Origin of the sequence: Aphanothece hegewaldii CCALA 016 (genome assembly GCF_003007785.1) — a bacterium.
Taxonomy (GTDB): domain Bacteria; phylum Cyanobacteriota; class Cyanobacteriia; order Cyanobacteriales; family Microcystaceae; genus Chroococcus; species Chroococcus hegewaldii.
Genome location: NZ_PXOH01000002.1, coordinates 53,031 through 76,243 on the forward strand (window position 1 = coordinate 53,031; position 23,213 = coordinate 76,243).

Annotated in this window: 22 protein-coding genes; 16 read left to right on the forward strand and 6 right to left on the reverse strand. The window is 38.1% G+C overall.

What is annotated here, in order from left to right:
* Positions 1 to 61 precede the first annotated feature (61 nt).
* From C7H19_RS02245 to C7H19_RS02285, 9 genes are all read left to right on the forward strand, one after another.
* Positions 62 to 1,006, forward strand: coding sequence for an S-layer homology domain-containing protein (locus C7H19_RS02245; protein ID WP_106455265.1), 945 nt, complete (start codon positions 62 to 64; stop codon positions 1,004 to 1,006).
* 42 nt (positions 1,007 to 1,048) lie between these two features.
* Positions 1,049 to 2,755: a mechanosensitive ion channel gene (locus tag C7H19_RS02250; RefSeq protein ID WP_219907563.1), complete on the forward strand. Its 1,707-nt coding sequence runs from the start codon at positions 1,049 to 1,051 to the stop codon at positions 2,753 to 2,755.
* Between the two features lie 84 nt (positions 2,756 to 2,839).
* Entirely contained in the window at positions 2,840 to 4,096 is a 1,257-nt protein-coding gene (locus C7H19_RS02255) for a cation:proton antiporter (RefSeq protein WP_106455266.1), read from the forward strand.
* 168 nt (positions 4,097 to 4,264) lie between these two features.
* Entirely contained in the window at positions 4,265 to 5,437 is a 1,173-nt protein-coding gene (locus tag C7H19_RS02260; protein ID WP_106455267.1) for an RNA-guided endonuclease InsQ/TnpB family protein, read from the forward strand.
* Between the two features lie 150 nt (positions 5,438 to 5,587).
* Complete coding sequence (gene cbiD / locus C7H19_RS02265; RefSeq protein ID WP_106455268.1) at positions 5,588 to 6,703, forward strand: cobalt-precorrin-5B (C(1))-methyltransferase CbiD; 1,116 nt, start codon at positions 5,588 to 5,590, stop codon at positions 6,701 to 6,703.
* A gap of 171 nt (positions 6,704 to 6,874) precedes the next feature.
* Positions 6,875 to 8,503 carry a glutamine-hydrolyzing GMP synthase gene (gene guaA, locus C7H19_RS02270; protein ID WP_181280507.1) on the forward strand — a complete coding sequence of 543 codons (1,629 nt, stop codon included), beginning with the start codon at positions 6,875 to 6,877 and terminating at the stop codon, positions 8,501 to 8,503.
* 124 nt (positions 8,504 to 8,627) lie between these two features.
* A complete protein-coding gene (locus C7H19_RS02275) occupies positions 8,628 to 9,524 on the forward strand; it encodes an amino acid ABC transporter substrate-binding protein (RefSeq protein ID WP_106455269.1) in 897 nt (298 codons plus the stop codon).
* A 76-nt stretch (positions 9,525 to 9,600) separates the two neighbouring features.
* On the forward strand, positions 9,601 to 11,028 hold the full coding sequence (locus tag C7H19_RS02280) for an LCP family protein (RefSeq protein ID WP_106455270.1): 1,428 nt from the start codon (positions 9,601 to 9,603) through the stop codon (positions 11,026 to 11,028).
* Positions 11,029 to 11,106: 78 nt separating this feature from the next.
* Entirely contained in the window at positions 11,107 to 12,063 is a 957-nt protein-coding gene (locus C7H19_RS02285; RefSeq protein WP_106455476.1) for a glycosyltransferase family 2 protein, read from the forward strand.
* Between the two features lies 1 nt (position 12,064).
* Here C7H19_RS02285 and C7H19_RS02290 read toward each other — a convergent pair whose 3' ends face one another.
* The gene (locus C7H19_RS02290) at positions 12,065 to 12,253 is read right to left on the reverse strand and encodes a CPXCG motif-containing cysteine-rich protein (RefSeq protein ID WP_106455271.1); all 189 of its coding nucleotides are present in this window, start codon (positions 12,251 to 12,253) and stop codon (positions 12,065 to 12,067) included.
* A gap of 85 nt (positions 12,254 to 12,338) precedes the next feature.
* Positions 12,339 to 13,415: a magnesium-protoporphyrin IX monomethyl ester (oxidative) cyclase gene (gene acsF, locus C7H19_RS02295; protein WP_106455477.1), complete on the reverse strand. Its 1,077-nt coding sequence runs from the start codon at positions 13,413 to 13,415 to the stop codon at positions 12,339 to 12,341.
* Positions 13,416 to 13,689: 274 nt separating this feature from the next.
* On the opposite strand from acsF, the gene C7H19_RS02300 reads away from it, so the two are divergent.
* Both C7H19_RS02300 and C7H19_RS02305 read left to right on the forward strand, forming a co-directional pair.
* Complete coding sequence (locus tag C7H19_RS02300; protein WP_106455272.1) at positions 13,690 to 13,914, forward strand: ferredoxin family protein; 225 nt, start codon at positions 13,690 to 13,692, stop codon at positions 13,912 to 13,914.
* Positions 13,915 to 13,917: 3 nt separating this feature from the next.
* Positions 13,918 to 14,661: an ABC transporter ATP-binding protein gene (locus C7H19_RS02305; protein ID WP_106455273.1), complete on the forward strand. Its 744-nt coding sequence runs from the start codon at positions 13,918 to 13,920 to the stop codon at positions 14,659 to 14,661.
* A 113-nt stretch (positions 14,662 to 14,774) separates the two neighbouring features.
* On the opposite strand, the gene C7H19_RS02310 is transcribed toward C7H19_RS02305, so the two are convergent.
* On the reverse strand, positions 14,775 to 15,593 hold the full coding sequence (locus C7H19_RS02310; protein WP_106455274.1) for an amino acid ABC transporter substrate-binding protein: 819 nt from the start codon (positions 15,591 to 15,593) through the stop codon (positions 14,775 to 14,777).
* A gap of 35 nt (positions 15,594 to 15,628) precedes the next feature.
* On the reverse strand, positions 15,629 to 16,177 hold the full coding sequence (locus tag C7H19_RS02315) for a hypothetical protein (RefSeq protein WP_106455275.1): 549 nt from the start codon (positions 16,175 to 16,177) through the stop codon (positions 15,629 to 15,631).
* 191 nt (positions 16,178 to 16,368) lie between these two features.
* On the opposite strand from C7H19_RS02315, the gene C7H19_RS02320 reads away from it, so the two are divergent.
* Positions 16,369 to 17,379 carry a LysR family transcriptional regulator gene (locus C7H19_RS02320; RefSeq protein ID WP_106455276.1) on the forward strand — a complete coding sequence of 337 codons (1,011 nt, stop codon included), beginning with the start codon at positions 16,369 to 16,371 and terminating at the stop codon, positions 17,377 to 17,379.
* Entirely contained in the window at positions 17,376 to 18,422 is a 1,047-nt protein-coding gene (locus C7H19_RS02325) for an anthranilate phosphoribosyltransferase family protein (protein ID WP_106455277.1), read from the forward strand. Before C7H19_RS02320 ends, C7H19_RS02325 begins: the two co-directional genes overlap by 4 nt.
* Here C7H19_RS02325 and C7H19_RS02330 read toward each other — a convergent pair whose 3' ends face one another.
* Positions 18,423 to 18,932: a hypothetical protein gene (locus C7H19_RS02330; protein ID WP_106455278.1), complete on the reverse strand. Its 510-nt coding sequence runs from the start codon at positions 18,930 to 18,932 to the stop codon at positions 18,423 to 18,425.
* 8 nt (positions 18,933 to 18,940) lie between these two features.
* The gene (locus C7H19_RS02335; protein WP_106455279.1) at positions 18,941 to 20,197 is read right to left on the reverse strand and encodes an AAA family ATPase; all 1,257 of its coding nucleotides are present in this window, start codon (positions 20,195 to 20,197) and stop codon (positions 18,941 to 18,943) included.
* A 199-nt stretch (positions 20,198 to 20,396) separates the two neighbouring features.
* On the opposite strand from C7H19_RS02335, the gene C7H19_RS02340 reads away from it, so the two are divergent.
* The 3 genes from C7H19_RS02340 (at position 20,397) to C7H19_RS02350 (ending at position 23,206) form a co-directional block, all read left to right on the forward strand.
* Positions 20,397 to 20,594: a cyclic di-GMP-binding domain-containing protein, MshE-related gene (locus C7H19_RS02340; RefSeq protein WP_106455280.1), complete on the forward strand. Its 198-nt coding sequence runs from the start codon at positions 20,397 to 20,399 to the stop codon at positions 20,592 to 20,594.
* Positions 20,595 to 20,750: 156 nt separating this feature from the next.
* Positions 20,751 to 22,472, forward strand: a complete 1,722-nt coding sequence (locus C7H19_RS02345) for a VWA domain-containing protein (RefSeq protein WP_106455281.1) — start codon at positions 20,751 to 20,753, stop codon at positions 22,470 to 22,472.
* An 8-nt stretch (positions 22,473 to 22,480) separates the two neighbouring features.
* Positions 22,481 to 23,206, forward strand: a complete 726-nt coding sequence (locus tag C7H19_RS02350; protein WP_245927245.1) for a hypothetical protein — start codon at positions 22,481 to 22,483, stop codon at positions 23,204 to 23,206.
* The last annotated feature ends 7 nt before the right edge of the window (positions 23,207 to 23,213 follow it).

Consider the following 23,213-nt stretch of genomic DNA (forward strand, 5'->3'; position numbering starts at 1 on the left):
ATCTTCAAGTTAGAATTTTGGCAATTGTGCGATAAGTGCTAAACCCTATAGGATTTCTTTCATGAGTTATTCACCGCCGCCGAATCCACCTCCTAACCGAAGAGAACCTCTTAAATTCGATGACTTCATCGGAATTCTAGTAGCCTTTAGTAGTATTGGCGCGATTTTTTGGTGGTCATTTAGCCAGTTAGAGCAAGGATTTGATTTATCTTTATTGCCAACGTTGACTCCTTCTCCTTCACCCACAGTCGCACCTACTCCACTAGACAGATCTTTTGAGCGCGTTAGTCCAGAGACAGGTATCATAACCCCTAATCGCTCGCAACCCACGATGACCCCTTTACCTCAACCCACAACCTCACCCACAACCTCAGTTATTCCAGTTCCTATTCAACCAAGGGAAACGACGACTGAGACGAGAGGCTTTTCCGATGTTCCGTCGGATTATTGGGCAAGTCCATTTATTGCCGTGATGGTTGAACGTGGAATTATGTCAGGTTTTCCTGATAATACCTTCAAACCCGAACAGCCCGTGACTCGTGCGGAGTTTGCAGATCTGTTGCAGAGAGCTTTTGATCGCTCAAAAACTGAACCATCGATCAACTTTAAGGATCTTTCAGCAGGAGACGAAGCACAACCCGCAGTCGAGCAAGCTGTGGAGATGGCATTCATGAAAGGGTATCCAGGACAAGTATTTCGACCCGATGAACCCATTTCTAAAGCCGAATCTTTGGTGGCACTGAGCAACGGGTTACGACTCACTAATACTTCATCTCCTGAACAAGTCCTTAGCTTCTATCAAGATGCTGAACAAATTCCGCGCTATGCAATCAATGAAATAGCAGCAGCAACCATAGCCGGTTTAGTAGTAAATCATCCTGAACCAAAGATCCTTGCACCCCAACAAAATATCACTCGTGCCGAGGCTGCCGCTTTAGTTTATCAAGCTTTGGTGAAATCAGGCCAAGGGGAGAAGATTGACTCTCCCTACATCGTACAGCCCTAAAAAACTCACTTTTTTATTCATTTTGAGATCAAATCAATGATCATGAACGACACTCTAATTCGCAATTTATGGCTTGAGCCACTTGTTTTACAAGACTTCATAGCACAAACATCCGCACCCACAACCACAACGACAACCACTGATTCTAATCCTGCTTTATCTCCCATTACTCAATTTTTGGCTGCAATGGGATTAAGCGGCTTAGGTGCAACCGTATTAAACTTGATCGGTGCAATTATCATTTTAATCCTTGGTTGGATTATCGCCTCGATCGTTGCAGGGATCGTCAAAAATCTCTTGAAACGCACTGATATTGATAATCGTATAGCGCGTTCTGTATCTGGTTCACGCACTGGCTCTGAGCCGCAAATTGAGAATTTAATCGGTTCCGTCGTCTTTTGGGTACTGATTATCATGACGGTGGTAGCCTTTTTCAATGTCCTACAACTTACCACCGTTGCGACTCCTCTCAATAATTTCCTCAATCAGATTTTTATCTTTTTACCACGACTCGGTGCAGCCGGTTTATTAATAGCGCTGGCCTGGGTTTTAGCCACATTAGCCAAATCTGTTGTGATTCGCTCGGCACGATCTTTCGGACTCGATGAACGACTTGCCGAGCAAACCGATGGCGTACCAGTTGAAAATCGAATGCTTTTGAGCGAAACTCTGGGAAATGCTTTATACTGGTTTGTTTTTCTGTTTTTCTTACCGCTAATTTTAGGCGTTTTGGACTTACAAGGGCCACTTCAACCAGTACAAAACTTACTCAATGATATTCTGGCAGCTTTACCCAGAATCTTGAAAGCGGTTCTCATTGGTACTGTCGGTTGGTTAATTGCTCGTATTGTACGCGGTATTGTCACGAATCTTTTATCGGCGACAGGTGTCGATCGCATTGGTGCTAAATTTGGTCTAAGACGGACTACAGGGGGACAATCTCTGTCTTGGCTACTCGGTACAATTGTCTATGTTTTGATTTTAATTCCAACGGCGATCGCTGCTCTTGATGCTTTGCAAATTGAGGCGATTTCAGTTCCCGCTATTGCGATGCTCAATCAGATTCTTAGTGCAATTCCCCAAATTTTCACGGCGGTAATTATCCTTATTATTGCTTATGTTGTCGGTCGTTTTGTTGGGGAATTAGTCACCAGTATTTTAACGAGTATTGGTTTTAATAATATTTTCGACTGGTTAGGTTTCCCAACAAATGCCACTCGACCTACTATTGATGTGCCATCATTAGGTGATGAAGTTGGCCGAGTTTCGACACCCGATACTGTGTCAGTGACGCGACGGACTCCATCTGAAATTATTGGAATTGTTGTCGTCGTCGGTGTTATGTTATTTGCCACCGTAGCCGCGACGAATATCTTAAATATTCCCGCATTAACGGCATTAGTTAGCGGTTTATTAATCGTTTTTGGTCGTATTCTAGCGGGTTTAATTGTATTTGCTGTGGGTCTTTATTTAGCGAATTTGGCTTTTAGCTTAATTACCAGTTCAGGTAGCTCTCAAGCCCGAATTCTTGGACAAACCGCCAGAATTGCCATTATTGCTTTAGTATCCGCGATGGCATTGCAACAAATGGGTATTGCCAGCAGTATCGTTAATTTAGCGTTTGGTTTATTATTAGGTGCGATCGCTGTAGCAATTGCTTTAGCTTTTGGTTTGGGTGGACGCGAAGTCGCCGGAAATCAGCTACAAGAATGGCTTTCAAGCTTCAAAAATAATCGCCCTCCTCAATAACATCTACCAAAGGGGGTTTTTAGTCAGAATCTTAGTTTTAGTAGATTAGGGTAGCAATTATATTTTGGGTAGCGTGTATCTTCTGTGGATAACTATATTCTGATTCTGTTGGTCATTGGCTCACTTTTATTGTTTGTTACTCTCGGTTCAGGTTGGATTTCCCGTTTACCGCTTTCTTATGCCCTAATCTACTTAATTATTGGAATTATTCTTGGCCCCTATGGCATTCAATTAATTAAAATTAGACCAGATGCAGACTTTTTAGAGCGATTAACTGAGTTTGTGGTCATTGTTTCTCTTTTTAGCTGTGGTTTAAAGATGAATCGTCCTCTGAATGCCCTAGCTTGGAATTCGACGATACGCTTAATTGGTTTTTTGATGCCGATTTCTATTTTTGCACTGGCATTTCTTGATCAATGGCTACTCGGCTTAGAATTTGGTACTGCTGTATTATTAGGAGCGATTCTTGCACCGACCGATCCTGTACTAGCATCAGAAGTACAAATAAAACACCCTGAAGATGGGGATGAATTACGTTTTGGATTGACTTCCGAAGGGGGTTTAAATGATGCTCTCGCCTTTCCTTTCGTCTATTTTGGGTTATATTGGCTTAAAGATAGTAATTGGCAGAATTGGTTTAAAGATTGGGTATTGGTCGATCTAATTTGGGCTTCTGCTGCGGGTATGATAATGGGTATTTTAGTCGCAAAAGCCGTTGTTTGGCTCGATCAACGACTACACCTATCGAATATTGACTCATTAGATGAACTCATGGAAGATTTCATCGCTCTGAGTATTATTTTTTTAACTTACTCTTTAACAGAATTGGTGAATGGCTATGGATTTTTAGCGGTTTTTGTCGCAGGTATTGTGACACAACGCAGTTACCGTACTCCTGAAAAACCCCATAATCAACTAGAATTTATTGAACGTCTCGAAAAGTTATTAGAAGTTGGTACAATATTACTACTTGGTTCGATACTCCGCTTTGAACCGATTTTATTTTATTTGTCACAATCTTTGATGATTGCTGGATTATTATTTTTCGTGATTCGTCCTTTGGGTGCTTGGATTAGTACAATAGGCGATCGCTTTGTGCTTCGACGCTTTCTCTTCGGTTGGTTTGGGATTAGAGGTGTTGGCTCTCTGTACTATTTATTTTATGCTTTTGGTAAAGGATTAAAAGGGGAATTGGGTGAACAAATAGCTTGGATTACCTTGACAACGATCGCACTTTCTGTAATCATACACGGCATCACTACAACGCCTATTATGAATTGGTATGAGCGACAAATGGAAAAAAGACAAGCAAAACTTGCACCGTATATTAAAATCAAATAATCTTTTTTATTTTTGAAATTGCATCAACCATTGTCCTACTTCACTATGATTGCTTTCTCTAGTGCGTCGTAAGGCTTCATTGAAAAATTGGGTCCTTTACCCCGTCCTGAAGGACGGCTTTACTATCAATAATCAAGTATTCACAAAATAGATGCTATGATGTGAGATATGGAAAAAGCTTTTAGTTACCGATTTTACCCAACACCCGAACAAGAGTCGCTTTTGCGACGTACATTGGGTTGCGTGAGGTTGGTCTATAACAAAGCTCTCCATGAAAGAACTCAGGCTTGGTACGAAAAACAAGAAAGAGTCGGATACAATCAAACGTCTTCGATGTTGACCAACTGGAAAAAACAAGAAGAATTAAGCTTCTTAAATGAAGTTAGCTGTGTCCCTTTGCAACAAGGGTTGAGGCATTTACAAACTGCTTTTACTAATTTCTTTGTTGGTCGTGCTAAGTACCCTAATTTCAAGAAAAAACATACTGGAGGAAGTGCAGAATTTACCAAATCAGCCTTCAAATGGAAAGACAGACAAATCACGATCGCTAAATGCTCAGAACCATTGCCTATTAGATGGTCTAGACAAATGCCTCTTGGTTGTGAACCGAGTACTGTTACTGTTAGGCTACATCCTTCAGGACGTTGGCATATATCAATTAGATTTGATAATTTGACTGTAAAACCGTTACCCGCTACAAACAAAGTGATAGGGATTGACTTAGGGATTAGTAGCTTACTTGTAACCAGTGATGGAAATAAAATTTCTAATCCCAAGCATCTTAAAAAACACTATCGCCGTTTGAGGAGAGCGCAAAAAAGTCTTATCCGAAAACAGAAAGGTTCTAAAAATAGAGATAAAGCGAGAATCAAAGTAGCTAACATTCACGTAAAAATTACCGATACGAGAAAAGACCATTTACATAAACTAACAACTCAACTGGTACGCGAAAACCAAACGATAGTAGTTGAGAATTTAGCGGTGAAAAACATGGTTAAAAACCACAAGTTAGCTCAAGCTATATCTGACGCTAGTTGGGGTGAAATTACTCGTCAATTAAGCTATAAGTGTCGTTGGTACGGGAGAAACTATATCGAAATCGATAGATGGTTTCCTAGTTCAAAGCGGTGTAGTAGTTGTGGTCACATCACACTTACAATGCCGTTAAGAGTCCGAGAGTGGGATTGCCCTAATTGTGGAATTCACCACGACAGAGATATTAACGCAAGTAAAAATATTTTGGCCGCAGGGCTTGCGGTGTCAGTCTGTGGAGCGAGTGTAAGACCCGAACAGAGTAAATCTGTCAAGGCAACTGCTATGAAGCAGAAACCTAAATCGTGAGGTTTGGGAATCTCCGCCGCAAATCGGCGTGAGAGGATGTCAACCCAAGTTGCTTTAACCCAAGTATCACTAAGAATAGGTGTTTTTAGTTGGTTCATATTTAGCTTATTTAAGATAGTAGTTTAAGATAATTATGCCTTTTATTTAATTATGACTGCTCGTTCAGGATATACTTTACCTGTTTTTGCTTGTGCTTCTGCGATCGCTGCTGTACGTCATCTTCATGGAGAAATATTAGGTAATACAGTATTATTTAATTTAATCGAACCTCCTCAAATTGTCGAGATTCCCATTGAACAAGTTGCTAAAATAAGTTCTAATCAAGCTTTAGCAATTACTCGTAGTGATCCTGGTGATAATTTAGACATCACTAAAAATACACCCATTTGGGCATTAGTCGAAATTACGGAAAATACTGAATCTCAGATTATCCTTAAAGGTGGTGAAGGAATTGGAATACAGATCAATAATGAAGGTAAAGCAGCAATATATAGTTATGCCCAACGTCTATTATATGAAAACTTAAGACCGTTTCTCAAAGCCGATGAAAGTATTACCGTAACAATTATTTTACCTGAAGGAAAAAATCTAGCCGAACGAACTTCTAATGCTGCGTTTGGTGTGGTTGAAGGATTATCTTTATTGGGTACTAGAGGAATATCGGAACCTTTGAGCGCACCCGAACAACTTGACGCATATCAAGAAGAATTATCGCAAAAAGCCAGCCAGTTTGAAACATTAGTTTTTTGTGTTGGGGAAAATGGACGAGATTTAGCGCAAAAAATGGGCATTAATCCCGCAAAAATCGTTAAAACGGCGAATTGGATCGGTCCGATGTTGGTGACGGCTGCGCTATCGGGTGTCAAGGAAATATTATTATTTGGTTATCATGGAAAACTCATCAAGCTTGCGGGTGGAATTTTTCATACTCATCATCATTTAGCAGATGGACGGTTAGAAATTCTGACGGCTCACTGTGCTAATGTGGGTTTACCGACTCCAATTCTACAAAAGGTGTTTGAGAGTGCTACAACAGAAATAGCTCTAAAATTATTACGAGAAGCGGGGAATAATTGGGCTGAAAAGGTATATGGTGCGATCGCATCTACGATCGATCTCCGTTGCCAAGATTATATCCGTAAACACGCTCCCTATACTGTTGAAGTCGGTTCAGTTTTATTTGATCGAGATCGTTCAATTCTTATTTCTAGCCAAAAAGGAATGATTTTTCTTTCAAAAGTAAGCCCGAAGACAGATGACAACTAACAAGTATGTTATAATCCTATGAATATTTAATTTTAGCTACATTTTGAGATGGCTTCTTAAGATTTTATTCTGAAAAAAGATAAAAAAATCATTAAAAGCCAAAGTACTTAACAATTATTAATTGTTTTTTGACACTCTCACCGTTTAGCCCTCTAATTTTCGTCTTTAGAAGTGACTACCCAAACACCATCAATACCCCAAAACGCAGAGACTTTGCCGCCAGAGTCGATAGAATCAAAACTAAATCGTCAGATGATCGTGATCCTAGATTTTGGTTCACAATATTCTGAATTAATAGCGCGTCGCATTCGAGAAACGAATGTCTATTCAGAGGTTTTATCTTACCGTACAACAGCCGAACAATTACAACAACTCAATCCCAAAGGTATTATTCTTTCAGGTGGGCCAAATTCGGTTTATGATGAAGGTGCGCCCCATTGTGATCCCAATATTTGGCAACTCGGAGTACCGATCTTAGGTGTCTGCTACGGAATGCAACTGATGGTACAGCAGCTAGGAGGAAAAGTCGAACGGGCAAAACGTGGAGAATACGGAAAAGCGTCTCTACACATTGATGATCCGACAAACCTACTAACAAATGTTGAAAATGGTTCGATCGCATGGATGAGTCATGCAGATTCGTGTAAAGCACTTCCATCGGGATTTGAAATTTTAGCCCATACAGATAATACCGACTGTGCAGCGATCGCCAATCATAGTAAAAAACTATTCGGTGTCCAATTCCATCCCGAAGTCGTTCACTCTGTCGGTGGAATTGCCCTAATCCGTAATTTTGTCTATCATATTTGTGAGTGTGAACCCACATGGACAACAGAAGCCTTTGTTGAAGAATCAATACGAGAAATTCGGGCAAAAATTGGCGATAAACGAGTATTATTAGCCCTTTCAGGCGGTGTAGATTCTTCTACTCTAGCCTTTTTGTTACATCGTGCGATCGGGGATCAATTAACTTGTATGTTTATCGATCAAGGGTTCATGAGAAAAGGTGAACCTGAACGATTAATGGACATCTTCGATCGACAGTTTCATATTCCCGTTGTCTATGTTAATGCGCGAGAACGATTTTTAGAACAAGTTAAAGATGTAACCGATCCCGAAGAAAAACGCAAACGCATCGGACACGAATTTATTCAGGTATTTGAAGAAGAATCAAATCGTCTTGGCCCTTTCGATTATCTAGCCCAAGGTACATTGTATCCTGATGTCATTGAATCGGCTGATAGCAATGTTGACCCAAAAACAGGGGAACGAGTCGCTGTTAAAATCAAAAGTCATCATAACGTCGGGGGTTTACCAAAAAATCTCCGGTTTAAGCTAGTCGAACCCTTAAGAAAACTCTTCAAAGACGAAGTGAGAAAATTAGGTCGATCCATTGGACTACCTGAAGAGATTGTACGTCGTCATCCTTTTCCAGGGCCTGGTTTAGCCATTCGTATTTTAGGAGAAGTTACCAAAGAAAAACTAAATATTCTACGAGATGCCGATTTTATTGTACGAGATGAAATCAGTAAACAAGGAATGTATCACGATTTTTGGCAAGCATTCGCGGTATTACTTCCCGTTCGTAGTGTTGGTGTCATGGGGGATCAACGCACCTATGCTTATCCTATTGTCTTACGTTTGGTCAGTAGTGAGGATGGCATGACCGCAGATTGGTCGAAAGTTCCCTACGATTTATTAGAAGTTCTTTCAAATCGTATTGTTAATGAAGTCAAAGGCGTTAACCGTGTGGTTTATGATATTACCTCAAAACCGCCTGGGACGATCGAATGGGAATAATTAATGTAGGAATTTGGTAGAGACGCGATATATTGCGTCTTTACAAGACCTATCGCGTTTCTATGAAAGAAACCCAGTAGAAATATTATTCGTCTCTATCTCCCGATTATCCTTTGAGAAGACGATGAAAAAGCAAATAACCTTAATCTCAATAACCTTATTATTTTCAATTATTAGTCAATCTCCGAGTTGGGCGGGAAAAGTTTTAGAAAGAATCAAGGAAACGGGAGTCATCACCGCAGGGGCGAGAAAAGATGCGATCCCTTTTGGGTATATTAATGATAAAGGTCAATGGGTAGGTTACTCTCTGGATATGCTAGAACTGATCCGACAACAAACTGAAAAACAACTGGGGAAACCGATTAAACTGCAATTAGTCGAAGTAACTCCGCAAAATCGTTTTGAAAAACTCAAAAATGGCAGTATTGATCTAGAATGTGGTTCAACTACTTTTACTTGGAACCGTGAAAAAGAAATCGATTTTTCAGTAAGTTATTTTGCAAGTGGTACTCAGATTTTAACTAAAAAAGGCAGTGGTTTAAATGAGGTAGAATCTTTAGCTGGTAAACGGATCGGAGTGATTTCCGAAACCACTAACGAAAGAGTGATTAAATCCCAACAAAGCGCCGCACAATTAGTTACAGTTAAAGATCGATTAGATGGGCTAAAAAAATTAGAAGCGGGTGAAATTGATGGTTTTGCGAGTGATGGAATTGTTTTAGAAGGACTTAAAAAAACAACAGCTAATGCTAATAATTTGGAGATTGTACCGAACTATCCTTATCAATATGAGTCCTATGCTTGTACCCTTCCTCATGATGAATCTCAATGGAGAGATTTAGTTAATTATAGTCTTATTAAATTTATGGAAGGAATTGTTACGGATGAGCCAAATACAGTCAGAATTTTTGATAAATGGTTTGGTGAAGATGGAGAAGTTCCTTACTCTCGTGAGACAATCAATTCTTATTTTCAAGGAATTGTCAATACTTATGAATGGATTCCTATCTTAGAGTATTAGCCTATTTTGAGTGACGGTCTTTGTCGCTAAAATGTAGAGCTAATCCCCATTCATCCTCGATAGGATCAGATCATCTGTGTCAGTCAAAAAAAATCCCACCTCTAGCCATTCTAAACAAACAGTAACATTTGTGGCAAAGTCAAAAAACAGCAAATATAAGCTAAAATCACCTTTTAAATGGCTATTCCTAGGTTTAGGGTTAACCAGTTTAGCAGTTCTTTCAGCGACAGCAGGCGCAATTTTAGCCGTTTCTCTATCTTCGACACCCCTGCGACAAGCTAAATTATCACCCGAACAAGAGGCCGTTTTTGGACAAAAAGAAACCATTTCTTATAGCAGTTTGCGCATACCACAATTAAGTCGTTCTGTCAATATATTGGTTTTAGGAACAAAGGTATTGACTTCAGATGTGACCGATGCACCCGAAAAAGCGCAGGATTTGGGATATCATGCCCTGGTGAATTCCTTTGAGGGGCTTTCAGATACGATGCTTTTGCTGCGGTTTGAACCGACTCAAGGTAAATTAACAGTTCTTTCGATCCCCAGAGATACTCAGGCTTATATAGAAGGTCATGGACTCCAAAAAATTAATGAAGCGAATAGTTATGGTGGGCCAGCATTAGCCGCCGAAACCGTCAGTAATCTTTTAGATGGAGTGGCGATCGACCGGTATGTCCGTATTAATGTACAAGGGATTGAAAAACTGATCGATGCTTTGGGTGGTGTAACCGTTTATGTTCCCAAAGACATGAAATACAATGATTTTAGTCAACATCTCTACATCAATCTTAAAGCAGGAAAACAACATCTTAATGGCGAGAAAGCGATTCAGTTTTTACGATTTCGTTACGATGAATACGGCGATATTGGGAGAGTTCAGCGACAACAAACATTAATGAGAGCAGTCATCGAACAAGCTTTAAAACCTCAAACTATTCTAAAAATGCCCGAAATATTAAAAGTAATTCAGGATCATTTAGATACGAATTTAACAGTAGAAGAATTAGCCGCTTTATCGGGTTTTGCCGCTCAGACACAACGCTCAGATGTACAAATGCTGATGTTACCTGGCGAGTTTAGCGGTGATGGTAGACATGGGGTTAGTTATTGGTTGCCCAACTTAGAAAAAATTCAAAATTTGGCGGCGCAATATTTCGCTCAAGGCTATCGTCAAGATAATCAAAAAGAAGCAGCACAGTTAAATATTGCTGTTCAAGATAGTATCGATGATCCAGAAGCAGCCCAAGCAATGGTAAATTATCTTAAAAAAGCTGGTTATCCTAATGTTTATCTGAGTCGTGGCGCACCAGAACCTTTAAAAGTCACCCGCATTGTCATCCAAAAAGGCGATGATACAGGCGCGGCAGAACTTAGAGCAGCCATTGGTTTAGGCGAGGTATTAGTCGAAAGTACAGGGAATTTATCGTCCGATTTTACCATTCAATTAGGGGAAGATTGGCCCCAAAAAGCGGCTACCATGACCGAGAATACTAATAATTTTTAAGACTGATCTCCTAAGTTGTAAAATCTTGGTTGATGCGTCATAAATAGCGAGTTTATAACTGTGAATTCTGTAGCTAAAATTCCTCAATACTCTCTGATTATTCCTATTTATAACGAAGAGGAAAATATTTCTGAGTTATACCGTCGTGTTAGTGAATTGATGGAGCAATTAGATAGTTCAGTTGAATTAATTTTGATTAATGATGGTAGCCGCGATCGCTCTTTATACATGATGCGGGAATTGCATCAAAAAGATCCAAGAGTTTGTTATCTCAGTTTAGCGCGGAACTTTGGTCATCAAGTGGCAGTAACGGCGGGCTTGAATTTTGCCAGAGGAGAGGCCATTATTATTCTAGATGCAGACTTACAAGATCCACCCGAATTAATCCCCCAAATGCTAGATAAATGGCGAGAGGGCTATCATGTCGTCTATGCTCAACGCATCAAACGTAACAAAGAAAGTTGGTTTAAACGGTTCACTGCATATGTTTTCTATCGTATCTTGCGTCGATTAGCTGATGTTGATATTCCAGCAGATACAGGGGATTTTTGTCTTATGGATCGTCAAATCGTGGATATTCTGAATAGGATGCCCGAACGCAGCCGCTACATACGGGGTTTACGGGCTTGGATTGGTTTTAGACAAACGGCGGTCAAATTTGAACGAGATCCCCGTTTTGCTGGAGAGGTTAAATATACCTTTCGTAAATCCTTATCTTTGGCTCTTAATAGTTTAATTGCTTTTTCTCGTGTTCCCTTGCGCTTGTCGATTTATCTTGGTTTATTTTCCGCTTTTTTATCGGCTTGTATGGCCTTACTCGTTCTTTATTGGCGTTTACATCAGCCTAATTCTTCTTTAACGGGTTTAGCAACGATTTTAATTGCGGTGTTCTTTTTTGGCTCAGTTCAGTTAATTAGTATTGGAATTTTGGGCGAATATATTGGGCGAATTTATGAAGAAGTGAAAGGACGACCTATATACACCCTAGCAGAAGTCGCGGGTTTTGAGTCATCCTCTTGCTCAGTAAATTCTTAGCTTATTCTTCATAATCACTATCAATTTCTATATCAAAAGTATCTTCATCCACTCGAACATATAAAATATTTGGACGACAACAAACCTGACAATCTTCGATATAGGATTGCTCGAAACCTGCACTAATATCTACAAAAGTTGTATTCATTTCGCCACAAAACGCACAAGAATAATCGGATGTTGTTTGCATAATATACTAAAAAAGAGGGTTTGGAAACCAAACCCCGAAGCGTAATGAAAAGAATTCTATTTTTACAGATTTGGACTAAAAAACATTAACGAGCTTGTCCATGTAAATGATCCATCCGAATTGGTTTCATGAAATACAAACCGATTAGTTGTACACCATTAGAAATATATAACGGTAACTTGCGGAGGAATTTAAACGGTTTCGGACTATTAGAAGCATCAATAGCGCGTAATTGCTCGTTATTTTTCACACAAATTTCTAGAGAATCGTAAAACTTGGGATTTTTGACATCAAGCATTACTGGGAAAACTCGTGCGGCGGTTTCATTGGTTTTCTCGATGACGTATTTATCATATTCACGCGCATCTAAACCCAAACATTTATAAAAGCCAGAACGCTGTATATCATTGAGATACATTGTCGCAAATACCGATAACAGGAAGAAACGACACCAAAGTCTTGCTTTCCAGTCGTTGAGGATATCGGGTTGTGTTTTCATGATGGCATCAAAGAAATCACCGTGACGGTTTTCATCCTGACACCAGTTTTCAAAGAAACGGAAAATCGGATAAATTCTATCTTCGGGATGTTTTTCTAAATGACGATAGATGGTGATATAACGCCAGTAACCAATCTTTTCAGAAAGATATGTCGCGTAAAAGATAAATTTGGGTTTAAAGAAGGTATATTTACGACTTTTGGTTAAAAATCCCAAATCTAGGGATAAATTGAAGTCTGATAATGCTTTATTTAAAAAACCAGCATGACGCGCTTCATCACGAGACATCAGATTAAAACCCTCAGCCACCAAGGGACTTTTATCCTTTAAGCGCCGTCCTAATTCTTTGTAGAGTAAAAAGCCAGAAAACTCGGCTGTACAGGATCTTTCGAGAAATTCAACAAATAAAGTGCGGGTTTCTCCGTCAATTTGATCCCAAGATTGATTAAATTCCTCAGTTCGGACAAAATGATGACGGTTATAGTCAACGCGAAACTCTTCTATGATGGCGTTTAATTCGTCTTCATTGATCGAAATATCCATCTTTGCCATTGCTTCAAAATCTGTAGTGTAAAAGCGAGGCGTAAGAATCGTTTCTTTAGATGGGACTTTAATACCGGGGCGCAGTTCCTCAAATTCTGGTTTTTTGAGTGTGTTTACCATATTTTTAAAAGAATTTTTAGGTTGATTGTGCGACTTAATCGTATTTTTGGCTAGGTTTCCTAACACCAATCTTTTTACGACAATTAATAAACCCTAACCAATTGGCTAGGGTTATTGTATTATATCTTGGATCGGCGATAAGCTCTGATTTCTTTACACAACATAATTTAGAGGTTTTTAAGATGCTGATAACGATTCACGTCCTCGGAATTCTCATCTTATCTTAAAATAATTTAAGATCTAAACCAGTGCCGATTAGAAAGAGAGGGAACACTTGCCACATACTATAGTTACCGAAACCTGCGAAGGAATTGCCGATTGCGTTGATGCTTGTCCAGTTGCTTGTATTCATCCAGGACCTGGTAAAAACGGGAAAGGGACTGACTGGTACTGGATTGATTTTGCTACCTGTATTGATTGCGGAATTTGTTTTCAAGTTTGTCCCGTAGAAGGAGCAATTGTTCAAGAAGAACGTCCTGACTTACAAAAAACGCCCTAACAAATGACTGATTTACTTGTAGTAGAAGACGTGTATGCAGGTTATGTGCAGGATTTAAACATTCTGCAAGGAATCAATTTTCGTATTGCACCAGGGGAATTAGTCGCGGTAATTGGCCCCAATGGTGCAGGAAAATCGACCCTAGCTAAGACGATTTTTGGTTTATTAAATCCAAATCAAGGGAAAATCCGTTTTAAAGGGCGCGAAATTAACGGTTTAAAGTCAAATCAGATTGTTACTTTAGGAATGGGTTATGTTCCACAGATTACTAATGTTTTTGGAACCCTCACCATCGAAGAAAATCTAGAAATGGGTGCATTTATCCGCACTGGCTCACTTGCTACGTTAAAGGATAAAATTTTTACGATGTTTCCCCGTCTTAAAGAACGTCGTCACCAAAAAGCGGGAACTTTATCGGGTGGAGAACGCCAGATGTTAGCAATGGGACGTGTTCTCATGCTAGATCCTGAGTTACTGATTCTCGATGAACCCTCGGCCGCTTTATCTCCTATCCTTGTAAGTAGCGTGTTTGAACAAATTAAAGCGATTAATCAAACGGGTATTGCAATTATTTTAGTCGAACAAAACGCTAAAAAAGCCCTGATGATGGCAGATCGAGGCTATGTGCTAGAAAGTGGACGCGATCGCTTTTCAGGGCCAGGACAAGATTTATTAAATGATCCTAAAGTCGGAGAATTATACTTAGGTGCTGCTTATCAAAGCACTTCATCAACTGAAAATACATAGCATATAATTTTTTAAATGTCAATAATTCTGTTCTTAAATTAAATTTGGGTTTGGTTGCCAAACCCCTTGTATCGAAAGAAAAGACGAGAAAAAAGTGTCAACTAGAATAAAGATTAAGGAGCGACACGAACGGTATAAGGAAAAGAACCTTGCTCAATATTAAACCATTTTTCTTGTATTTTTTGATTATTACTACTCGTGACAACTTGATCAACAAATTGTTTCCATGCGAGATCGTTTTTGGGCATCATACAGCCATATAATTCTGTTGTCATAGGTTGTCGAGGAGTTAAAGCAAATTGTCTAGGATCATTGCCTTTTCTCACCAGTTCGCCAATTAATAAAATTCCATCACTTGCTACAGCAGACACTTCACCTTTTTTGAGTTTTTCGACCCCTTCTTCACGACTTTTAATGATTTGCCATTTAGCAAAGGGATAAATCTGACGAATAATTAGATCAGTTGTTGTTTTTGGAATATAAGCGATAGGAACTCCTTCTAATGTACCGTCAATATCAAACTTTGGAGCATCTTGTATTCTGACTAAAAACTGTGAGCCTGTCATAAAATAAGGAACAGAAAAGTTAACTCTTTCTAATCTTTCTTGTGTAATCGTTGTCGTGTCACATACTAAATCGACTTTCTTTTGTTCCACTTTTTCAAAACGATCATCAACGGTAATTTCAGATAATTTTAGTTTAACGGGTCGATTAAGTTGTTTTTCTAATTCTTGTCGGATTAGTAAAATTAAATCTAATGAATAGCCCGTCCATTGATTATTATTATCAATGTAAGCAAAAGGAATAGCATCTTGACGAGTTGCCGCGTTTAATTCTCCAGTTCGCTTAACTTTTTCTAAAATAGTTTCAGCATAAGCCTGTAGGGGAAAAAGAAATAAAATCAGAAAAGCTAGTAAAGTTTTTTTGTACATTTTGAACCAAAAATTTTATCTTTACATCAGTATACTTAAAGTTGAGTCGTTGCTGTCCAAATCGTCCAAGCATCAATCAATAATAAAAATAAAGTAAAAATTAATAAAATTAAATACATCCAAGGTTGCGATAAAGGACGAATATCAGTGGTGTCAATGCCTGTTTTTTCTGTAACAATTTTGACCAAACGTGAAAAACCAACAACTCGCATCGGTAAAAGATAAGCGGCATCTTTTTCTTGACTAATAAAATAGTAGACGATGCCTCCTTGTCCAGTGGTTCTAAGCTTTAAATCTTTGATCTCATTCCAAGATAATGACCATCCTGAACGCAAAAAGGAGGGAAACCAATGCGGATAAACGACACTAATTTGCTCGTCATTTAATATAACTTTTTCTCCTAATGCACCCCATAAGGCTATTAAACCGAGTCCAATTCCTAGCCATAAAAAATTCGGCGAAATCGGGGCATCAGTAAATTTAGCTAGAAAAGGCAAAGGTAGAGTTAAGGAAATATAAAGTAAGAGTAAAGTTAGACGAATTAGAGGAGAAATCCGAAACGTTGCGATAGGATCAGAGGACATACCCAAAATTGTTTGATTTGAATTAATAAATTGTATCCAGTTTAGCGGATTTTTATCAAAATATCTGTTTTAAAAAAGATCGAAACATTAACAGCCTGAAATTATTTTACTGGCTGTATCAATTAGTACTAAATCATTTTAAGAAATTCAGTATTGTCATAGATATGATGAAATAATGTAATTTAATCAGAATGCGAATTGAGCAATTACAAGCTTTTTTAGCGGTAGCCGAAACGGGAAATTTTGGACAAGCCGCCCGACAATGTGGGGTAACACAATCTACGATTAGCCGTCAGATCCAATCATTAGAAACCGATTTAGGTTTACCGTTATTCCACCGTACAGCCCAAGCCAAGTTGACGATCGCGGGGGAAAAACTCTTATCACGGGCGAAAAAAATCTGCTTAGAATGGACAACAATTCATAAAGAAATTGAAGATTTACACTTGGGGAAACAACCTGAATTATGCGTCGCGGCCATTCATTCGGTTTGTTCTCATTATTTGCCGCCAGTCTTACAACACTTTTGTCGAGACTATCCAGAAGTACAACTGCGGGTGACAGCATTGGGAAGCGATCGCGCTTTAAAAGTCCTACGAGATGGCTTAGTAGATGTAGCGCTCGTCATGCACAATCGATTTTTAACCGCGAGTCCAGAAATGGTTGTTGAGGTTCTCTACGAAGAACAGATCGAAGTTCTCATGTCAGCTAACCACCCACTGACTCAGTATTCTGAGGTTCCTTGGTCAGAATTAATCAACTATCCCCAAGTCGTTTTTAAAGATGGCTACGGAATGCAACGCCTCGTACAAGAATGGTTTTCTCGTCAGGAAGCCACGATTAAAATGGCAATGGAATTAAACACCCTAGATGCTTTTCGTGGAGTCATCAGACAAGGAAATATGCTCGCTTTATTACCTCAGTCAGCCTTACTCGATGCTTATACTGATGAAACCTTGGCGGTACGTCCGATTTCTAGCCCACCCGAACTCAATGGAAATGCTGCCGCTAATGGTAAACTAAAACTTCGTCCGACACGTCAAGTCGTGATGGTCACAACAAGCGATCGTCTACAAATTCCGCCCATCGCCCATTTTTGCGAATTAGTGCGTAAAGGACGTTCTCAACCTCTCCCCTCTCTGTTTGCTGAGTCTCCCAAATTATATGAAAGCAACTTAACTATCCAACTAAATCGATCATGAGTCAGACCTTTCGTGAGTTATTAAAAACTATTGGCAGTGGCGTTCATACAGGCAAAGATTTAAGCCGTTCTGAAGCCGCCGAAGCAACACGTCAAATGTTATTAAAAGAAGCCACCCCCGCGCAAATTGGAGCATTTTTAATCGCACATCGGATCAAGCGTCCGAGTCCAGAAGAACTCGCGGGAATGTTGGATATTTATGATGAACTGGGGCCACGTTTAGATATTAATCATTTACCCTTTGAAAAACCTGTCGTAATATTCGGTAATCCTTATGACGGAAGAACTCGAACCGTTTCCGTATCACCCATTACGACATTAATGTTAGTTGCTTCTGGGGTTCCTGTTGTCTTACATGGCGGGGATATTATGCCGACTAAATATGGTCTTCCTCTCGTCACTCTTTGGCAAGGTTTAGGTATTGATTTTACCCAAAAAAATTTTACAAAAGCTCAAGAATTTTTAGAAAAAACAGGTCTAACTTTTATTTATTTACCTACTCATTTTCCCCTGGCTTATGATTTAGTTCCTTACCGTGATCAAATCGGTAAACGCCCTCCTATTGCCACAATGGAATTAATGTGGTTGCCTTGTACGGGTAATATTCACCCCATTTCAGGTTATGTTCATCCACCAACTGAAGAACGCTTTCTTAAAACATTTGCTATGAAAGGCATTTCCTATTTTACTTCGATAAAAGGTTTAGAGGGAAGTTGTGATCTCGCTTGTAGTCGTACAGCAATTATTGGTTTTGGTCAAGGGGGTGAATCGCCGTTTTTTGAACGTTTTTTATTAGATCCCCGTGATTATGGATTTTCTCCTACAGATGTTCATTTAGAATCAACAGAACAAGCGATCGCTTTGATGCAAGAATTAATTCAAGGTCAAGATAATGAATTAAAAGATGCAGCTATTCTCAATGGTGGCTTTTATCTCTGGCGATGCGGTGTTTGTGATGATTTAAAAGCAGGTTTTGAACAAGCGGAAGTGATGTTAAAAGAAGGAAAATTAGCCGAAAAGCTTAAAGAGATGGCTAGTTTGTAATTATTTTTTCCGCCTTCTAGGAATAAGAGGAAGTTGTGAAGGTTCATAAGCTTTTAATCCTTCATCACCTGTTAAAATTTCTACTCTATATCCTGAACGTGAGTAATAATCTGCTACTCGTGTAATGGTTGCATCGCCTAAAGATAATTTTTGTTTAGCAAGTTCTGGAAATTCATCTGCTAATTCTTTTAATTTTTCTGCATCCCATAAATGCGATTGTTCTGTAAAAGCTGCCCAAGGAGTTGTATTATCTACTGTCAATTTTATTAATTTAGCAAATTCTTGAGCCGTTTCATAGCGTTTACTAGAAGCTTGTGAGATATGATTTCCAGTTTCTATAATTGCAGCTAAAGGTAAGACAAACGTTGTTTTTTCTGCTTCTTCTTTGTTTAAAATCTCATCCACTTTTTCTTTATTCCATGAATTTTGTTGAGTGCCACAAGTTTCTTTTCCAGAAACTTCCAGTAAAACACATAAAATTGAAGTATCAATAATTAAAACTTTCTTCATATTTAATACTACTTCATTCGGTCAAGACTATCTTCAATGAGTCCTTGAGTAGTAATTTTTCCTAGCGTACCAGATGCCATCAATTTTGGTAAATTTTCAATTTCATCTAGAGGAGTAATAACACTATCTCCTGTTTCTATATCTCGATGCACAACCATAACAAAAGGGATAAAATCTGGATCTAGTTGATCAAGTAAAGCAGGATTATGAGTTGTTACTAAAACATCTATTTTTCTCTCTTGTCCAATTTCTCTCAACATTTTTAAAAGTAAACCTGTACGTGATGGATGTAAACCATTATCAACTTCTTCAATAACAATTTGACTACCTTCAGGGCGAGTTAACATTGCTGTTAAGATAGCTAAAAACCTGAGAGTACCATCTGACATAGCTCTAGCATCTATTATTGTTGATTTTTTATTTTTTTTCCACGATTCCTCACAATACAACATAGCATCACTACCTAATATTCCAACTGGTTCAGCCCATATTCTTTGAATATCTTTCTCTGGAAGCTGTTTAATATATTTGAGAATAATATTATTTATTTCTTGTTGTTTTTCTTTAGGCAATGCTGAGAGAAAACCCGCTATATTAGAAGCATCACTCTCAAGATTTTTCGATAAGGGTGAATAATTCCTCATGTGAGAAGGAATTGGATTAAAAACAAAAATAGTTTTGATAACAGACATACTAAGAAAAGATTTTAACATTTTATGTCGATCATTATCAAATCCAAAAAAATCAATTTCACTGAACTCATTATGTAACTTACTGCATTGATGCGGTGGATCTTCATAAATATAAAATGTTTCTTCTATCTGAGATTCTAAATTATCTTTTTCAGCAGAAATACCAAGACTTATATTGCTATATTTATCAATATAAAGATCTTGCTTCAATAAATTAATATCTGAATTAGGCTTGATTAATGTAATTGATTCCGATAACATATCGTTTAAAGCAGGCCCACAATCAAGGGTATAAAGATAATCTTCTTCAGAATTTTCCCCTGACACTAAAACTTTGAGAATAAAATTTATTAAGTCTTTATCTTTACGGGTTACCCATTTCAAACCACCTCGAATTTCTGGCCAAATTTGCTCAATAGATTGACCACTTGCTAACTTTTGTAAAAAACTCAAAGCATCAACAAGATTAGATTTACCACTTGCATTAGTTCCAATGACTACTGTTAGTGGGTCAAAATATAAAGTTGCTTGATGAAAACTTTTCCAGTCTTGTAAAATTAGTTGTTTAATCATAATAAATTTAATAGTAGATCAAGAGTCAGTATCACTCTACATACATTGATCATAGCTATAACAGGCTTACAGTACAGTAATATAATTTCCAAGCGCGACTAATTGCTTTATCGGAGATTGCCGAAATTTTCCGGAAAACCATCTCGCACTACTGAAGTAATACATAACGTAATATTAAAGGACACAGGAATAAAATTTTATGTTGTTGGGTCAAATTCTACTTAGAAAACAATGGATTTCCCCCAATCAGTTAGAAAGAACGGTGTATCAACAACAAAAAAGCCCACGCAAATTAGGTGAAATAATGCTGCAAGAAGGTTTTATCGCCGAAGACCAGTTAGAACAAGCATTAAAAGAACAATACTGGCGGCGTAATGGATATTGGGTAATTGACTAATAAGCGTCTAAGAAGGGTAGATGATCAAGTTCTACCCTTGAGAATTATTAATTTTTTTGGGCATATTAAGGGTAACTGATTAAATTAACTTAATTTTTTCCATAAAAACGAAAAAAAAAGGTAATGATCCAGTAAGAGCTTAAAAACGCTGAATTTATGAATGCCCATTCAAACAAACGTGTCAACTTTCTTTCTGGTGTAACAGCGATCGGATTTTTCCTCTTAAGTTCTTGTAATCCTAATAACAATCAGTCGAATTCTATCGAGCAAGGATTTGAAGTTAAATTTCTCGTCGGTAGTGCATTAGAACAATTTTGTAATCAAGCAGCGACTCAGTTCAATCAACAGAAACCAAAATTAGATAATGGAAAAGAATTTTATTTAAAATGTGAAGCGAAAGGAAGTGGTGATGTTGTTAATAATATTGTCACTTTAGCTAAACAGTTACAACAAGGAATAATTAAAGCAGATGCGCCCGAATTTCCCAGTTTAATCTCGACGGATGGCGAAATCTATCACGCCCAACTAAAATATCAAATCGAGCAACTTTTCCCAGGACAAAACTATATTCCTGAAATTACAGATTCACCTTTATTAGCTAACAGTCCAATGGTGTTTATGGTAGCGGCTGATGTTGCACCAGCATTACGCAAACAAACCAATATTTTTAAAGAGTTAGAAACAGCAAAAACCTATCAAGATATTGAGGCAAATAGTCCAGCATTACCTATTTATTACGTCCATGCTGCGCCGACTCGTTCTAATTCTGGTTTACAAACATTAATTGCACAATTTGTCGATGTATCGGGGAAACGTCCAGAACAATTAACAGTAGCAGATATTCAGAAATATCAACCCCAAGTACAAAAGATTCAAAGTAAAGTAACACGTTATGGAATTTCGACCAATTCTCTAGCGAAAGATATGGTCAAAAATGGCTCATTTTGGGCATCTATTGGCTCAGTTTATGAGTCTTCTGTAATTGAAGCTAATTCAAGTCAAAACACAACACAAACTCGTTATGAGGCAATTTATCCCCAGGCAACTTTTACCTCAAATATGCGGGCAATTCTTCCAAATGCACCTTGGGTAAATGCTGATGAAAAAGCAGCATCTGAAAAAGTAATTGAGTATTTACGTTCTCCCCAAGGGCAAAAAATAGCCACAGATTTAGGGTTACGTCCAGGTGTACCAGGAATAGAATTAGGGGCGAAGTTTTCCCCACAATTTGGCGTAGATCCTAATGCTAAATATGACTCATTAAGAGCGCCTAAACCAGAGGTAGTCAATGGGATGTTAAAATCATGGCAAGACTACGCGAAAAAACCATCTCAAGTAGTTATAGTTGTTGATTCTTCGGGTTCAATGGAGGGAAATAAATTACCATCCGTTCAAAATACTTTAAATAATTATATCAATAGTTTGGGTCCCAAAGAAAAGGTCGCTTTAATCGATTTTGATAGCGAAATCCGTCAAGCTGTAATCGTTGATGGTACACCCCAAGGAAAAAACACAGGATTACAGTTTATTTCGGGCTTAAAGGCTTATGGAGGGACGCGGTTATATGATGCTACATTAGACGCGAGAAACTGGTTACAGAAGAATTTAAAGCCAAATGCGATTAATGCAGTTATTGTTTTAACAGATGGCGAAGATTCAGGATCAAAGATTTCTTTAGAAACTCTAAATCAAGAATTGCAAAAAAGCGGTTTTAATTCGGATCAAAGAATTGCATTTTTTACCATTGGTTACGGAAATGAAGGGGAATTTAACCCAGATGTTTTAAAGCAAATTGCTAATACTAATGGTGGTTATTATCGAAAAGGTGATCCTGAAACAATATCTACGGTGATGTCAGATTTACAATTAGAATTCTAGAAACTAATATGCTGAAATTTGCTAATCCTTTTGATTATCCATTGGCTATTTTAATTGGTGGTGTTTCTTTAATCATTGGAGTTAGGTTTATAGGAATTCCTAATCTAATTATTTTACCCACTGCTGCGGCTGTAGCCACAGGAAGTGCAGTTTTAATTAAATATAGAGAACCCAATGCAGAAAAAATAGCTAAACAACAACTCGAAAAAGAATTACAACAGATTAAAATCTTAGCACAAGGAATTGTGAGTAAATCGGAAAATTTGCGCCAAGAAGCTAATCAATCTTTGACTTTAGGCGATTTTCAATTAGATTTATTAGTTGCTATTCAAACGGCTTGCGATCGCATTAACGAACTTCCAGAAAAAATCGATATACTGAGTCAAAAAATTTCTCACTCAGACTCTCTTCTTTCTGCAGAAGAATTAGAATTACAGCTACAAGAAATACAGAAAAAAATTCCTTTATCTTCAGGAGTAGCGAAACAAGAGTTAGAACAATTAGCTAATAGTTTAAGACGCAATATACAACTAGCCAAAACAGGAAAAGACACCCGTCAAGCACAAATATTAAATTTACATACGCTAGTGCAAAATTCAGCAGGCATTTTACAAGAGTTACAGAATAAACTCAGAACATCTAATCTAAATAATTCTGATGATCTTAGAGAATTACAAGAGTTAAGTAAAGAACTCAAACAAGTTCAAGATAACGTTAATATTTTAATTCACTAAAACGCCA